This window comes from Aeromonas crassostreae, from assembly GCF_054052445.1.
Genome location: NZ_JBSTYM010000001.1, coordinates 316,473 through 331,668, shown reverse-complemented (window position 1 = coordinate 331,668; position 15,196 = coordinate 316,473). Strand labels below are relative to the sequence as shown.

10 protein-coding genes are annotated in these 15,196 nt (G+C 60.9%); 1 reads left to right on the top strand and 9 read right to left on the bottom strand.

What is annotated here, in order from left to right; all coding sequences use genetic code 11:
* Window positions 1-75 precede the first annotated feature (75 nt).
* The 4 genes from ACW5W4_RS01440 to ACW5W4_RS01425 all read right to left on the bottom strand — a co-directional run bounded on the left by ACW5W4_RS01440 (window position 76) and on the right by ACW5W4_RS01425 (window position 7,480).
* Window positions 76-1,596 carry a SpoVR family protein gene (locus tag ACW5W4_RS01440; protein ID WP_427261815.1) on the bottom strand — a complete coding sequence of 507 codons (1,521 nt, stop codon included), beginning with the start codon at window positions 1,594-1,596 and terminating at the stop codon, window positions 76-78.
* An 8-nt stretch (window positions 1,597-1,604) separates the two neighbouring features.
* Window positions 1,605-2,876 carry a YeaH/YhbH family protein gene (locus ACW5W4_RS01435; protein ID WP_427261814.1) on the bottom strand — a complete coding sequence of 424 codons (1,272 nt, stop codon included), beginning with the start codon at window positions 2,874-2,876 and terminating at the stop codon, window positions 1,605-1,607.
* 27 nt (window positions 2,877-2,903) lie between these two features.
* Window positions 2,904-4,826 (bottom strand): PrkA family serine protein kinase, encoded by a 1,923-nt coding sequence (locus ACW5W4_RS01430; RefSeq protein WP_111872767.1) that lies wholly within the window; start codon window positions 4,824-4,826, stop codon window positions 2,904-2,906.
* Between the two features lie 725 nt (window positions 4,827-5,551).
* Window positions 5,552-7,480 carry a RecQ family ATP-dependent DNA helicase gene (locus ACW5W4_RS01425; RefSeq protein ID WP_456688158.1) on the bottom strand — a complete coding sequence of 643 codons (1,929 nt, stop codon included), beginning with the start codon at window positions 7,478-7,480 and terminating at the stop codon, window positions 5,552-5,554.
* 344 nt (window positions 7,481-7,824) lie between these two features.
* Here ACW5W4_RS01425 and sstT point away from each other — a divergent pair, with 344 nt between their 5' ends.
* Window positions 7,825-9,072 carry a serine/threonine transporter SstT gene (gene sstT, locus ACW5W4_RS01420; protein WP_427261812.1) on the top strand — a complete coding sequence of 416 codons (1,248 nt, stop codon included), beginning with the start codon at window positions 7,825-7,827 and terminating at the stop codon, window positions 9,070-9,072.
* Between the two features lie 203 nt (window positions 9,073-9,275).
* Here the strand turns inward: sstT and yfaE are convergent, their stop codons facing one another.
* The 5 genes from yfaE to ubiG all read right to left on the bottom strand — a co-directional run bounded on the left by yfaE (window position 9,276) and on the right by ubiG (window position 15,016).
* The gene (yfaE, locus tag ACW5W4_RS01415) at window positions 9,276-9,584 is read right to left on the bottom strand and encodes a class I ribonucleotide reductase maintenance protein YfaE (RefSeq protein WP_456688182.1); all 309 of its coding nucleotides are present in this window, start codon (window positions 9,582-9,584) and stop codon (window positions 9,276-9,278) included.
* A gap of 8 nt (window positions 9,585-9,592) precedes the next feature.
* The gene (gene nrdB / locus ACW5W4_RS01410) at window positions 9,593-10,726 is read right to left on the bottom strand and encodes a class Ia ribonucleoside-diphosphate reductase subunit beta (protein ID WP_456688157.1); all 1,134 of its coding nucleotides are present in this window, start codon (window positions 10,724-10,726) and stop codon (window positions 9,593-9,595) included.
* 81 nt (window positions 10,727-10,807) lie between these two features.
* On the bottom strand, window positions 10,808-13,075 hold the full coding sequence (nrdA, locus tag ACW5W4_RS01405; RefSeq protein WP_456688156.1) for a class 1a ribonucleoside-diphosphate reductase subunit alpha: 2,268 nt from the start codon (window positions 13,073-13,075) through the stop codon (window positions 10,808-10,810).
* 544 nt (window positions 13,076-13,619) lie between these two features.
* Complete coding sequence (locus ACW5W4_RS01400; protein WP_456688155.1) at window positions 13,620-14,300, bottom strand: HAD family hydrolase; 681 nt, start codon at window positions 14,298-14,300, stop codon at window positions 13,620-13,622.
* Complete coding sequence (ubiG, locus tag ACW5W4_RS01395; protein ID WP_408793394.1) at window positions 14,300-15,016, bottom strand: bifunctional 2-polyprenyl-6-hydroxyphenol methylase/3-demethylubiquinol 3-O-methyltransferase UbiG; 717 nt, start codon at window positions 15,014-15,016, stop codon at window positions 14,300-14,302. Before ubiG ends, ACW5W4_RS01400 begins: the two co-directional genes overlap by 1 nt.
* Window positions 15,017-15,196 lie beyond the last annotated feature (180 nt).

The following is a 15,196-nucleotide window of genomic DNA, read 5'->3' as shown; positions in this document are numbered from 1 at the left end:
GGCCAGCCCCGGAGTGAGAGGATAAAAGAGCGCGCCTTCGGGCGCGCTCTTTGCATTATGGCGTCATGGGCAGGGTCAAGGGAGGGGGCGCCGCTCCGGGCAGCGACCGATGAGATCGCTTGGCAGCTCGCCATTGTCCTGTTCCAGCACCACATCGAAGCCCCACAGCAGATGCACGTGCTTGAGCACTTCGTGATAGGAGTCGCCAAGGGGGATACGGTTATGGGGAACATAGCGCAGGGTCAGGGCGCGATCCCCCTTCACCGCCACGTCATAGACCTGGATATTCGGCTCCAGGTTGCTGAGGTTGTACTGGGACGACAGGGCGTTGCGCACCAGGTGATAGCCCTCCTCGTTGTGGATGGCGGCTATCTTGAGGTAGTTCTTCAGATCGTCATCATCGATGGCAAACAGCTTCATGTCCCGCATCACCTTGGGGCTGAGGAACTGGCTGATGAAGCTCTCATCCTTGAAGTTCTGCATGGCAAAGTGAAGGGTATCGACCCAGTTGGTACCGGCGTAGTCCGGGAACCAGCGCCTGTCCTCCTCGGTCGGGTGCTCACAGATGCGCCTCAGATCGACAAACATGGCAAAGCCGAGGGCGTAAGGGTTGATCCCCGAGTAGTAGCGGCTGTTGTAGGGGGGCTGATAGACCACGTTGGTGTGGCTGTGCAGCACCTCCATCATGAAGCGATCGCTCAGTTTCCCTTCGTCATACAGGTGGTTGAGTATGGTGTAGTGCCAGAAGGTGGCCCAGCCCTCATTCATCACCTGGGTCTGCTTCTGCGGGTAGAAGTACTGGCTGATCTTGCGCACGATGCGCACCACCTCCCGCTGCCAGGGTTCGAGCAGGGGGGCATTCTTCTCGATGAAGTAGAGCAGGTTCTCCTGGGGCTCTGGCGGATAGCGGCGATCCGCCACGTTGGAGGACTTGTGCTGCCGGGGCAGGGTGCGCCACAGTTCATTGACCTGGGTCTGCAGGTAGTCTTCCCGGGCTTTCTGGCGCCTTTTCTCCTCGGCCAGGGAGATCTTCTGGGGCCGCTTGTAGCGATCGACCCCGAAGTTCATCAGGGCATGGCAGGCGTCGAGCAGCCGCTCCACCGCATCGATACCGTGCTTCTCCTCACACTCGGTGATGTAGTTCTTGGCAAACAGCAGGTAATCGATGATGGAGGAGGCATCGGTCCAGGTCTTGAACAGATAGTTGTTCTTGAAAAACGAGTTGTGACCATAGCAGGCGTGGGCCATCACCAGCGCCTGCATCGGCATGGTGTTCTCCTCCATCAGGTAGGCGATGCAGGGATCCGAGTTGATGACGATTTCGTAGGCGAGCCCCATCTGACCACGCTTGTAGTTGCGCTCGGTGTGGATGAAGCGCTTGCCGAATGACCAGTGCTGATAGCCGATGGGCATGCCGACGCTGGAGTAGGCATCCATCATCTGCTCGGCGGTGATCACCTCTATCTGGTTGGGATAGGTGTCGAGCCGGTAATGTTTGGCGACGCGCGCTATCTCCTGGTGATAGATCTCCAGCAGGTCAAAATTCCAGTCAGGCCCGTCATCGAAGGGCGCAAAGGTTCTGGCTGTCTCTGTCATATGCCCCCCTAGGCCGCTTGTTTCTTGAACAGTTCCCGGAACACCGGATAGATGTCTTCCACCTTGCGAATGTGCTCCATGGCAAAGTAGGGATACTGGCTGGCCACCGACTCGTATTCGTGCCACAGGGTCTGATGGGCCCGGGTGGTGATCTCGATATAGGAGTAGTAGCGCACCCGCGGCATGATCTCCTGCAGCAGGATCTCGCGGCACTGGGGCGAGTCATCGGCCCAGTTGTCTCCGTCGGAGGCCTGGGCGGCATAGATGTTCCACTGGTTGGTGGGATAACGCTCATCCATGATGTCGCTCATCATCTTGAGGGCGCTGGAGACGATGGTGCCTCCGGTCTCCTGGGAGTAGAAGAACTCGTGCTCGTCCACCTCCTTGGCCTGGGTGTGGTGGCGGATATAGACCACCTCCACATTCTTGTAGGTGCGACTCAGGAACAGATAGAGCAGGATGTAGAAGCGTTTGGCCATCTCCTTGGTGGCTTGATCCATGGAGCCGGAGACATCCATCAGGCAGAACATCACCGCCTGACTGGAGGGGACGGGCCGCTTGACGAAGTTGTTGAACTTGAGATCGAAGGTGTCGATGAAGGGCACGGCGTCGATGCGTTTCTTCAGGTCGCGGATCTCTTTTTCCAGCAGGGCTATCTCGGCGAAGTGTTCGCTGGGGTCTTGCGACAGCAGCAGGAGTCGCTCCTCCAGCTCCCGCAGGCTGCGCTTCTTGCCTGCTTGCAGCGCCATGCGCCGTGCCAGCGAGTTGCGCAAGGATCGCACCACGTTGATGTTGGCCGGCACGCCATTGGAGGTATAGCCGGCCCGGTAGGTCTTCATCTCCATCAGCTGGTTGAGCTGGGTCTTTTGCAGGTGGGGCAGCTCGAGATCCTCGAACAGCAGGTCCAGGTATTCATCCTTGGAGATCTGGAACACGAAATCATCGCTCCCTTCCCCCTGGTTGGATGCCTGTCCTTCCCCCGCGCCCTGACCGGCACCGCCTCCCTTGGGTCTGTCTATCTTGTCCCCGGAGACGAACTGATCATTGCCGGGATGGACCATCTCCCGCTTGCCCCCATGCCCCTGATGGAAATGGGGCTCGCCGATGTCCCGGGTCGGGATGCTGATGCTCTCGCCCTTGTCCACGTCCTGGATGCTGCGCTTGGAGACGGCATCCGAGACCGCTTGTTTGATCTGCTTCTTGTAGCGGCGGATGAAGCGCTGCCGATTGACAGCGCTTTTGTTCTTGCCGTTGAGCCTGCGGTCGATAAAGTGCGCCATAACTCCCCCTTGGCAAAGCCGTCAGGATCAGGATGACTTGCGTACCCTGAGATACCATTCGGAGAGCAGCCGTACCTGTTTGCGGGTATAGCCTTTCTCCATCATCCGCTCGACAAAGTTATCGTGTTTCTTCTGCTCTTCCGCCGAGGTCTTGCTGTTGAAGGAGATGACCGGCAACAGCTCCTCGGTGTTGGAGAACATCTTCTTCTCGATGACGGTGCGCAGCTTCTCGTAGCTGGTCCAGTTCGGGTTGCGGCCGGCATTGTTGGCCCGGGCCCGCAGCACGAAGTTGACTATCTCGTTACGAAAGTCTTTCGGGTTGCTGATCCCGGCCGGCTTCTCGATCTTCTCCAGCTCGCTGTTGAGGGAGGCGCGGTCAAACAGCTGGCCCGTCTCCGGATCCCGGTACTCCTGATCCTGGATCCAGAAGTCCGCATAGGTGACGTAGCGATCGAAGATGTTCTGGCCATATTCCGAGTAGGACTCGAGGTAGGCGGTCTGGATCTCCTTGCCGATGAACTCCACGTAGCGCGGGGTGAGATAGCCCTTGATGAACTCCAGGTAGCGATCGTGTATCTCCTGGGGGAACTGCTCGCGCTCTATCTGCTGCTCCAGCACATAGAAGAGGTGAACCGGGTTGGCCGCCACCTCGGCATGGTCGAAGTTGAAGACCCGCGACAGTATCTTGAACGCGAAGCGGGTCGAGAGGCCGTTCATGCCCTCATCCACCCCGGCGTAGTCCCGGTACTCCTGATAGCTCTTGGCCTTGGGATCCGTGTCCTTGAGGCTCTCGCCGTCATAGACCCGCATCTTGGAGTAGAGGCTGGAGTTTTCCGGCTCCTTGAGCCGTGACAGCACGGAGAACTGTCCCAGCAGCTCCAGGGTGCCCGGGGCACATTTGGCCTCGGTCAGTTCGCTGTTGGTGAGCAGTTTCTCGTAGATCTTCACCTCTTCCGAGACCCGCAGGCAGTAAGGCACCTTGACGATATAGACACGGTCGAGGAAGGCCTCGTTATTGCGGTTGTTCTTGAAGTGCTGCCATTCTGACTCGTTGGAGTGAGCCAGCAGAATGCCGTCGAAGGGGAGGGCAGAGAGCCCCTCGGTACCGTTGTAGTTGCCTTCCTGGGTGGCGGTCAGCAGCGGGTGCAATACCTTGATGGGGGCCTTGAACATCTCCACGAACTCCATCATGCCCTGGTTCGCCTTGCACAGCGCCCCCGAGTAGGAGTAGGCATCGGCATCGTCCTGGGCATAGTGCTCCAGCATGCGGATGTCGACCTTGCCGACCAGGGAGGAGATGTCCTGGTTGTTCTCATCGCCGGGCTCGGTCTTGGCGATGGCGATCTGGTGCAGTATGGAGGGGTTGACCTTCTCCACCTTGAACTTGGTGATGTCACCGCCAAATTCGGTCAGGCGCTTGGCCGCCCAGGGGGACATGATGGGGCGTAGATAGCGGCGCGGGATGCCGTACTCTTTCTCCAGCAGCTCGCCGTCCTCTTCCATGTCGAACAGACAGAAGGGGTGGTCATTGACCGGGGATCCCTTGATCCGGTAGATGGGCACCTTCTGCATCAAGGATTTGAGCTTCTCGGCCAGAGACGATTTGCCGCCGCCGACCGGGCCAAGCAGATAGAGGATCTGCTTCTTCTCTTCCAGGCCCTGGGCGGAGTGCTTGAGGTAGGAGACGATCTGCTCGATGGCGTCTTCCATGCCGTAGAAATCCTTGAAGGCGGGATAACGGGCGACGACCCGGTTGGAAAAGAGACGACTGAGTCTCGGGTTGGTGGCGGTATCAACCATCTCCGGGTCGCCGATGGCAACCAGTAGACGTTCGGCGGCGGAGGCGTAGCAGGATTTGTCCTGTTTGCACATGTCCAGGAACTCCTGAATGCTGTACTCCTCTTCCCTGGCTTGCTCGTAACGCTGTTGGTAATGCTCGAAGATGCCCATAACTTAGCCCTCGTTATAGTCGCTTACCCTAAAATGACCGGTTTATCACTCTTGTTGTGCTTTCCTCTTAAGCCTAGTCAACAGCCCCCAGTAATCCATCACAGCGCACGGCTTTAAATCGGTTGGCCCGGATCCCGGCGTTTTGGGCGGCGCCAGGCAAGCGGTGTCTGTATGTTACTGACTGTTAAATTATTTTTGCCACGAGAGTCGGGGCAATGTCAAAGAGATAAAAATAAATGTTTCAGCATGGCTGCCAATAGAAGTACGAGGGACAACCCCTGATGGATCGCAGGACGCCAGGGCAGACGGGAGTTGGCTCGGCATGGTCAGGTAGTGGAATGTGCTTTACGTGCGCGTAAGCGTAATGTTGGTAGGTTGGTGCTTTAGCTCTAATTTTTACATTGACGCTACATTTTCACTGCTCTAGATTGGCACCTGTGTTCGGTGCTGCGCCGCTTTAGCAAGAGAGCGTCTGCGTATCGAAAACAAAGCTCTGTTTAAGCACGTTTCCGTTGGCTTGACCCTCGCATCCGCGAGGGTCTTATTTTTTCAGCGCCTTGATGGCGATGGATGGGGCGCCGCAGACACCGTCCTCCCCTGGCCATGGCCCCCATGCAGACGCTGATCATGACGATCGGCCTCATGGCACAGGCGTGCTCTCCCTGTGCTGAGGCAAGCTGGTGGCGTGTGAGGCCGCGCCGCCTGCCTGCTGTGGCTTTAGCCGCCTAGTGGGCGCTCTGATGCCCATAGGCCTGCGTTACCAGGGTGAGCACCTGGGCGAAGGGGATATCGCCCAGCCGGCCAAAGCCAGCCAGTTTACCCGCCTTGAGGCGGGTGGTGAGAGGGGTACTGATCCCGCACAGGAAGCGGGCCAGGATCCTGGGATCGGGGCTCGGCAACTGGCTCGCCAGGGGATCGCACCAGGCGCGGATCCCCGCCTCATTGGGCAGTGACGCCATCGGCTCGGGGGGCAAGTGGGCCACCTGGCCGCGGCAGACGGAACAGTGGCCGCAGCGGGCGGGGGCCTGCTCATCGGCAAAATGGCGAGCCAGGGCCTGGCTCAGGCAAGCCGATGAGGTAAAGAAGGCGAGCAGGGCCTGCAACCTGGCCAGCTCGCTCTGCTCTTTTTGCACGAAGAGTCCATGAAGCTCCTCGACGAGGGCATCCAGGGAGGCGGGCGTGCGCTGCACCTGATAGACCTCGGTCATCTGCTTGCTCTCGAGTTCGATGAGCCCCTGCTGCTGCAGATAGTCGAGGGCGGCCACCGCGCGGCCACGCTCCCCCTGATAGCCCTGCCAGAGTGCCTCGAAATCCATGGTGCACCAGCTGCGGGCCTGGGGGGCGCTGGCAAACAGGGCCTCGAGGAAGTGGCGGCGCCCCTGATCGAAACGGGCGAGTATGGCGTCCCTGTCGGCGATGAACTTGAACCTGTAGTCGGCAAAGTAGCTGTAGGCCGGGCTCAAGATGCCATTGAGCTCCAGGTAGACCAGCAGGGTCTTCAAGGGAAGCTGGCGGATGTTGGTTTCGTTTGAGAGGCGCAGCAGCACGAACTCCCAGGCCTCGCCGGCCGGGGGGAGCTGGGTCAGCAGCTGGGCGATGGCGGCCTTGTCCGGCGTATCCCCGTAGACGAAGTTCTCCAGCACGGGCAACTGGGTGCGGTCGGCCAGCACGGTGCAGTGGGATAGCTGACCATCCCGTCCGGCGCGACCTATCTCCTGGCTGTAGTTCTCGATGGATTTGGGCAAGTCGTAGTGAATGACCCGGCGGATATCGGCCTTGTCGATGCCCATGCCAAAGGCGATGGTGGCGACGATGCAGTCGAGCCGGCCGCTCATGAAGTCGCGCTGGATAGTCTGGCGCAGATCGGCGCCGAGCCCGGCATGATAGGCGCGGGCGCGGATGCCGGCCTGGGCCAGCCGGGCGGCGCACGCCTCTGCGGTGTGCTGCAGGGTGACATAGACGATGGTCGGGGCCGAGGGCGCGCGCGCCATCTCCCCTATCAGCCAGGCGTCTCGCGCCCCTGGCGCCATGGGCACGACATTCAAGTCCAGGTTGGGACGGTAGAAGCCGGTTACCACCAGGCCGTCATCGTCGATGTCGAACTTGCGCTGCATGTCCTGCATCACGGCGCGGGTGGCGGTGGCGGTCAGCAGCAGCACCTGGGGGATCTTGAGGGCACGCCTGTGCTCGGGCAACTTGAGGTAGTCGGGGCGAAAGTTGTGGCCCCACTCCGAGATGCAGTGGGCTTCATCCACCACCATCAGGGAGATGGGCACGGTGGCGATGAAGCGGCGAAAGCGCTCGTTCTTGAGCCGCTCGACCGAGATCATCAGGATCTTGAGTTGGCCCGCCTCTATCTGACCCATCACCTCCCGGCTCTGCTCCGGGCTCAGGCTCGAGTCCAGTGCCGCCGCCGCTATGCCCTTGCCCTTGAGGAAGGCCAGCTGATCCTGCATCAGGGCGATGAGGGGGGAGATCACCAGGGTGAGGTGGGGCAGGGCAAGGGCCGGCAGCTGGTAACAGAGGGACTTGCCGGAGCCGGTCGGGAAGATGGCGGCGGCGCTGCGGCCGGCCAGGATCTGCGCCATCACCGCCTCCTGGCCTGGCCTGAGCTGGGTGAAACCGAAGTGCTGTTGCAGCAAAGAGGAGATCATGGGGCGTCATCCTGAGTAAAGGGGCCATGATACCACCTGACCCATGGCCCGGGGGCTTCCCGGTGCCGAGTGGGCAAGATTTAGCCTTCTTCACCCGGGTGTTGATATTGCGTTATCCAATTGTTGTGGTTTTTTGTGATGTAAAATGGGATTTTCGTGGTGTATGTGTGGAAAAAACCTGTTGTAGATGGGATATTCCCATGGTGCGACTCCCCCTTGGAATACGGACCCCGTCAAGAGAAGGTCTGCCCGCAGCAGGGGGGTTCGTTCGGTCAGTGCCGAATGAAGATGGTCGCCACAGGACTCAATGATTCAAACACCGCGTGTGTACAGGGACTATATAGATGACACAACAACACCCCCTCCTTCGTTTGGTAAATAGTACCAGCCTGGTCAGCCAGATCCTGGTCGGCCTGATCGCCGGTATCCTGCTGGCACTGTTTGCGCCTGAGTGGGCCAAATCCGCCGGCCTGCTCGGCAGTCTGTTTGTCGGTGCCCTCAAGGCCGTGGCCCCCATCCTGGTCTTCGTGCTGGTGATCGCCGCCATCACGGGCCACAAGCAGGGTCAGAAGACCAATATCCGCCCGCTGCTGGGCCTCTACCTGTTTGGCACCTTCGCGGCAGCCTTGGTGGCGGTGCTGGCCAGCTTCCTGTTCCCCTCCAGCCTGCACCTCGTTGCCAACACGGCCGACATCACCCCCCCGGGTGGCATCACCGAAGTGCTCCAGACCCTGCTGTTCAACCTGGTAAGCAATCCGGTGAAGGCGCTGATGGACGCCAACTACATCGGCATCCTGGGCTGGGCCATCGCCCTTGGCGTCGTGCTGCGTCATGCCAGTGACAGCACCAAGGCCCTGGTCTCCGATCTGTCTGGTGGCATCTCCACCATCGTCAAGCTGGTGATCCGCTTCGCCCCGCTCGGCATTCTGGGCCTGGTCGCCTCTACCCTGGCAGAGACCGGATTCGATGCCCTGCTCGGCTATGCGCACCTGCTGGCGGTGCTGATCGGCTGCATGCTGTTCATCGCCTTCGTGGTGAACCCGCTTATCGTGTTCTGGAAGATAAAGCGCAATCCCTATCCCCTGGTGCTGACCTGCCTGAAAGAGAGCGGCGTGACCGCCTTCTTCACCCGCAGCTCCGCCGCCAACATCCCGGTCAACATGGCGCTGTGTGAGAAGCTCAAGCTGCCCAAAGACACCTATGCGGTCTCCATCCCGCTCGGGGCCACCATCAACATGGCCGGCGCCGCCATCACCATCACGGTACTGAGCCTGGCGGCCGTGCACACCCTGGGTCTGCAGGTGGATATCGCGACCGCCGTGCTGCTCTCCGTGGTAGCGACCATCAGTGCCTGCGGCGCCTCCGGGGTAGCCGGCGGCTCCCTGCTGCTGATCCCGCTCGCCTGCAGCCTGTTTGGCATCAGCAACGATGTCGCCATGCAGGTGGTCGCGGTCGGCTTCATCATCGGTGTGCTGCAAGACTCCGCCGAGACGGCCCTCAACAGCTCCACCGACGTGCTGTTCACCGCCGCGGCCTGCATGGCCGAGGATGAGAGCCTGCAGGGGCAGCCTGCGGCCAGCCGCAACGTCTGAGTCCACACTCGGCAACCTTGGTTGCAACAAGGAACATGCCCTCTTCGGAGGGCATTTTTTATGGCTGGCGTGCCGATGTCAGTGCCGACATCAAGCGCACTCGATGGCCGCTGGGGTGATGGCAAGGGCCATCAGGGGGTCGGGGAGGGAAGAGAGAAAAGAGAAAGCCCTCATCTGAGGGCTCCTGGTATCCTGGGGATGGCTCAGTCGCCGTGAGCCAGATCCAGGCTGACGTTGCCCAGGGGGCGACAGCAGCAGGGCAGGCACTGGCCCGGCGGGACGAAGGCCAGGGGCGGTTCGGGATAGTGCACCCGGCCCGCCAGCAGGGGAGTGCGGCAGGCGCCGCAATAGCCGCTGCGACACTGGAACTCCACGCGATGGCCGTGGCGTTCCAGGGTGTCGAGCAGGGTCTCCCCCGGCCGGGTCGCCAGGGCGCCGTACCGGCTATGGACGAGGGCGGGGCGCCTGGCCTCGTCCTCGCGCCGTTGTCCGGGTTGCGCCGGCGCCAGCAGGCACTCCCTCACAGCTCGAAGTCACCCAGATCTTCGTGGCTCACTTCGCTGTCTATCTGACCCACCAGGTAGGAGCTCACTTCCACCTCCTGGGGCGCCACCTGGACGTTGTCGGAGGAGAGCCAGGTGTTGATCCAGGGGATGGGGTTTTGCTTGGCGCCGGCAAAGGCTGGTTGCAGGCCGACGGCCGCCATGCGCAGGTTGGTGATGTATTCCACGTACTGGCAGAGGATGTCCTTGTTCAGGCCGATCATGGAGCCGTCCTGGAACAGGTATTCGGCCCACTCCTTCTCCTGCTCCGCCGCTTCCTTGAAGATGTCGAAGCAGGCCTGTTCGCACTCTCGCGCTATCTCGGCCATCTCGGGATCGTCCTGGCCGCTGCGCATCAGGTTCAGCATATGCTGGGTCCCGGTCAGGTGCAGCGCCTCGTCACGGGCGATCATCTTGATGATCTTGGCGTTGCCTTCCATCAGCTCGCGCTCGGCGAAGGCAAACGAACAGGCGAAGCTGACGTAGAAGCGGATCGCCTCCAGGGCGTTGACGCTCATCAGGCACAGATAGAGCTTCTTCTTGAGCTCATGCAGGCTGATGGTCAGCGTGCGGCCGGCGACGGTGTGGGTCCCTTCACCGTGCAGGTTGTAGAGGGCGGTCGCCTCGATCAGATCGTCGTAGAAGTGGCTGATGGAGCCGGCGCGCTTCAGGATCTGCTCGTTGGTGACGATGTCGTCAAACACCTGGGAAGGGGAGTTGACGATGTTGCGAATGATGTGGGTGTAGGAGCGAGAGTGGATGGTCTCGGAGAAGGCCCAGGTCTCGATCCAGGTCTCCAGCTCCGGGATGGAGACCAGGGGCAGCAGGGCCACGTTCGGGCTGCGGCCCTGGATGGAGTCCAGCAGAGTCTGGTACTTCAGGTTGGAGATGAAGATGTGCTGCTCGTGGGGCGGCAGCGCCTGGTAGTCGATGCGGTCGTGGGAGACGTCCACCTCTTCCGGGCGCCAGAAGAAGGAGAGCTGCTTCTCGATCAGCCGCTCGAACACGTCATATTTTTGCTGATCGTAACGGGCCACGTTGACCGATTGACCGAAGAACATCGGCTCCTTGAGCTGGTCGTTTTGGGTTTGGCAGAAAGTTGAATAGGCCATGATGTCCAATGTCTTAACTAGCAGAAACGGGGAAGCGGGAGGCTTGGCTCCCGCTCGGTGTCAATCAATGTTTGCTGGCGGTTATATCTTGCAAGCCCCACCCGCACAACCGTCATCTTGCAGATCGGTTTGGGTGTCGTCCGCCCCATCACGGGTGTTGTGATAGTAGAGGGTCTTGAGGCCGTATTTGTAGGCGGTCAGCAAGTCTTTGAGCAGCTGCTTCATCGGCACCTTGTTGCCTTCGAAGCGGGCCGGGTCGTAGTTGGTGTTGGCGGAGATCGCCTGATCCACAAACTTCTGCATGATGCCGACCAGCTGCAGGTAACCGTCGACGCTCGGCTGCTTCCACAGCAGTTCGTACTGATCCTTGAGGCGCTCGTACTCGGGCACCACCTGCTTGAGGATGCCGTCCTTGGAGGCCTTGACCGACACCAGGCCACGGGGCGGCTCTATACCGTTGGTGGCATTGGAGATCTGGCTGGAGGTCTCGCTCGGCATCAGGGCGGTCAGGGTGGAGTTGCGCAGACCCACTGTCTTTATCTCTTCACGCAGGCTTTCCCAGTCCAGGTGCAGCGGCTCGTTGCACAGGGCGTCCAGATCCTTTTTATAGGTATCTATGGGCAGGATACCCTGGGCGTAGGTGGTCTCGTTGAAGGCCGGGCAGGGGCCGAACTCGCGGGCCAGCTGCACCGAGGCCTTCAGCAGATAGTACTGGATCGCCTCGAAGGTGCGGTGGGTCAGGGCCAGACCTGAGCCGTCGGAGTAGCGGGCGCCGTTCTTGGCCAGGTAGTAGGCGTAGTTGATGACGCCTATGCCCAGGGTGCGGCGGTTCATGCTGCCCTTCATCGCGGCCTTGAGCGGGTAGTCCTGATAGTCGAGCAGGGCATCCAGGGCGCGCACCGCCAGATCGGCCATCTCTTCCAGGTCTTCCAGCTTCTCGATGGCGCCGAGGTTGAAGGCAGACAGGGTGCACAGGGCAATCTCGCCCTCTTCGTCATCCACGTTGTTGAGCGGCTTGGTGGGCAGCGCAATCTCGAGACAGAGGTTGGATTGGCGCACCGGGGCCACGCTCGGATCGAACGGGCTGTGGGTGTTGCAGTGATCCACGTTCTGGATGTAGATGCGACCGGTACCGGCGCGCTCCTGCATCATCAGGGAGAAGAGATCCACCGCCTTGAGGGTCTTCTTGCGAATGGACGGATCCTGCTCGTACTTGACGTAGAGCTGCTCGAACTTGTCCTGATCCGCGAAGAAGGCGTCGTACAGACCCGGCGCATCGGAGGGGGAGAACAATGTGATGTCGCCGCCCTTGATGAGGCGCTGGTACATCAGCTTGTTGATCTGCACGCCGTAGTCCATGTGACGGACCCGGTTCTCTTCCACGCCGCGGTTGTTCTTCAGCACCAGCAGGCTCTCCACCTCGGTGTGCCACAGGGGATAGAAGAGGGTGGCCGCACCGCCGCGCACGCCGCCCTGGGAGCAGCACTTCACCGCAGTCTGGAAGTATTTGTAGAAGGGGATGCAGCCGGTGTGGAAGGCTTCGCCGCCACGGATGGGGCTGCCCAGGCCACGGATGCGGCCGGCGTTGATGCCGATGCCGGCGCGCTGGGAGACGTAGCGCACGATGGCGCTGGCGGTGGCATTGATGGAATCCAGGCTGTCATCGCACTCGATCAGCACGCAGGAGCTGAACTGACGAGTCGGGGTGCGCACGCCACTCATGATGGGGGTGGGCAGGGAGATCTTGAAGGTCGAGACCGCATCGTAGAAGCGCTTGATGTAGTCCAGACGGGTATCTTTCGGGTACTTGGAGAAGAGGCAGGCCGCCACCAGGATGTAGAGGAACTGCGGGCTCTCGTAGATCTCGCCGGTGACGCGGTTCTGCACCAGGTACTTGCCTTCCAGCTGCTTGACGGCAGCGTAGGAGAAGTCCATGTCACGCCAGTGATCCAGGTGCTCGTTGAGCTCCTCGAATTCGGCCTGGGTATAGTCCTCAAGCAGGTGCTTGTCGTACTTGCCCATGTCTACCAGACGGGCGACGTGCTGGTAGAGGTGGGGCGGCTCGAACTGGCCGTAGGCCTTCTTGCGCAGGTGGAAGATGGCCAGGCGGGCGGCCATGTACTGGTAATCCGGGCTCTGTTCGGAGATCAGGTCAGCAGCGGCCTTGATGACGGTTTCGTGGATGTCGGCGGTACGGATACCGTCATAGAACTGGATGTGGGACTTGAGCTCCACCTGGGAGACCGACACGTTGTCGAGTCCCTCGGCGGCCCAGTCGAGCACGCGATGGATCTTGTCCAGATCGATGGGTTCTTTGTGGCCGTTACGCTTCGTCACAAACAAGTTCATTGGCTGATGACCTTTTGTTGATTCCCGAAAAACTCATCGCAAGGCTTGACAAGCAAGCAGACCCGCCCCCCTTTTCTAGTGGGGCGAGATGCGGTGAGACACAAGATGTAGTGTTATTTTGAATGCGAGCTACAAGATAGTGAGGTCATCACCGCTTTGCAACGCATGGATGGGGAGAGGGCTGTGGATAAATTGTGGGTGTCATGGCAACTGTTAGTGACTACTCACAGCGAACGGGTTTTCCTTCGTCCGATCCCTGACACGCGCGCTCCGGGATCAAAGATGGAAAATTAAAATAACTTTTTTTGCTTGCGAAACCAGCCCCTTTTTACTAGTCGCCATCGCCCCTCGGAACCTTGCACAATCCCTGTGCGATCCGCGCCAAAAGTGGTCGCCACAGGTGGCATGGGCTGGCACATGCTCCGGCCCCTGGCAGAGGAGCTCGCCCCTTGTTCAGGGGGGCTGCGACGGGGCGGGCGGTCAGGCGTCCTGATGGATAACGGGCAGCAAGGCGATGGTGACGCCCTGCCCGGGCCGTGGCGACTCAGCCCAGTTCATAGCGCAGCCAGTGATGCAGCCCCTGCACCGTATCAAAGTGCAGATCCGCGCCCCAGGCGGCGGTGTCCTCGTCATCGCTCAGATAGCCCCAGCCGGCCACCGCGGTGCGCATGCCGGCGTTGCGTCCCGCCTCGATGTCGCGCACATGATCCCCCACGTAGAGGCAGTGAGCTGCCTCGACGCCAAGCCGCTCGCAGGCAAAGAACATGGGAGCGGGGTCGGGCTTGCGCACCGGCAGGGTATCGGCACTGACCGCCACGCCGCAGCTGGCCAGGGCCGGCAGGGCCGCCAGCAGCGGCTTCGTGAGAAAGCCCGGCTTGTTGGTGACTATGCCCCAGGGCAGCGCTTTTTCATCCAGCCACGCGATAAGATCCAGCATCCCCTCATAGGGGCGGGTGCCGACGCAGAGGTTGGCTGCGTAGTAGTCGAGCAGGGCGGTGCGAAGGCGAGTGGCACCCAGCTCTTCGAGCAGCTCGTCCCCCAGGCCCGCCCTGAGCAGCCCGAGCGCCCCGTGGGAGGTGGTCTGGCGGATGATGGCCTCGGGCAGGGGGGCAAAGCCTTCGCTTATCAGCACATGGTTGACGGCGGCCCCCAGATCCGGGGCCGTGTCGAGCAGGGTGCCGTCCAGATCAAACAAGACGCAGCGCAGGGGCAGGGGGGCGCTCATCAGCCCTGCTCCGGGCGGACAAACTCCACCATGTAGTTGACGTCGACATTCGCCCCCAGCTTGAAGTGACCGGTCAGCGGCGAATAGTGGACGCCGCTCATGTCCCGCACCAAGAGGCCTGCCGCCTCACCCATGCGGCACAGCTCGGCGGGGGTGATGAATTTTTTGTGGTCATGGGTGCCCTTGGGCACCATCTTCAGCAGGTACTCGGCGCCGACGATCATCATCAGGAACGACTTGGGATTGCGGTTGATGGTGGAGACCACCACCCGGCCGCCCGGTCGCACCAGGGTGGCGATGGCCCGCAGCACCGAGGCCGGATCCGGCACGTGCTCGAGCATCTCCATGCAGGTGACCAGATCGTATTGACCGGGGGCCTCGCTGGCGTGCTCCTCGGCGGTCATCTGGCGGTATTCCAGTTCCACCCCTTGCTCCAGGGCGTGCAGGCGCGCCACCCCGAGGGGCTCCTTGCCCATGTCGATGCCGGTGACCCGGGCGCCGCGGCGGGCCATGCTCTCGGAGAGGATGCCGCCGCCGCAGCCGATGTCGAGCACGCGCTTGCCAAACAGGCCGCCGCTCTTGTCGGTGATCCAGTCAAGGCGCACCGGGTTGATTTGATGCAGTGGCTTGAACTCTCCCTCCATGTCCCACCAGCGGGAGGCAATGGCTTCGAATTTGGCAATTTCTGTCAGATCGACGTTGGCGTCAGTGTTCATCTTGGCAAGATCCTGTGGCGGGGCGCGCAGCGGGCAGGGCGCGCGCAATCTATTGTCCTGGCGGGCATTATAACGAAGCGACTTATGCAAACCAGCCCGATTTCCGACTTAAGCAATCGCCCTTGCTGTGTTACCATGTCGCGCTGTTTAAGCCAAAGAACAACTAATTAGGGATTAAGG

Excerpts from the sequence above, each read along its gene's own strand:
- sstT (WP_427261812.1), top strand. The coding sequence starts at position 7,825 with ATGACACAACAACACCCCCTCCTTCGTTTGGTAAATAGTACCAGCCTG.
- ACW5W4_RS01440 (WP_427261815.1), bottom strand. The coding sequence starts at position 1,596 with ATGACAGAGACAGCCAGAACCTTTGCGCCCTTCGATGACGGGCCTGAC.
- ACW5W4_RS01435 (WP_427261814.1), bottom strand. The coding sequence starts at position 2,876 with ATGGCGCACTTTATCGACCGCAGGCTCAACGGCAAGAACAAAAGCGCT.
- ubiG (WP_408793394.1), bottom strand. The coding sequence starts at position 15,016 with ATGAACACTGACGCCAACGTCGATCTGACAGAAATTGCCAAATTCGAA.
- ACW5W4_RS01400 (WP_456688155.1), bottom strand. The coding sequence starts at position 14,300 with ATGAGCGCCCCCCTGCCCCTGCGCTGCGTCTTGTTTGATCTGGACGGC.
- nrdA (WP_456688156.1), bottom strand. The coding sequence starts at position 13,075 with ATGAACTTGTTTGTGACGAAGCGTAACGGCCACAAAGAACCCATCGAT.
- ACW5W4_RS01425 (WP_456688158.1), bottom strand. The coding sequence starts at position 7,480 with ATGATCTCCTCTTTGCTGCAACAGCACTTCGGTTTCACCCAGCTCAGG.
- ACW5W4_RS01430 (WP_111872767.1), bottom strand. The coding sequence starts at position 4,826 with ATGGGCATCTTCGAGCATTACCAACAGCGTTACGAGCAAGCCAGGGAA.
- nrdB (WP_456688157.1), bottom strand. The coding sequence starts at position 10,726 with ATGGCCTATTCAACTTTCTGCCAAACCCAAAACGACCAGCTCAAGGAG.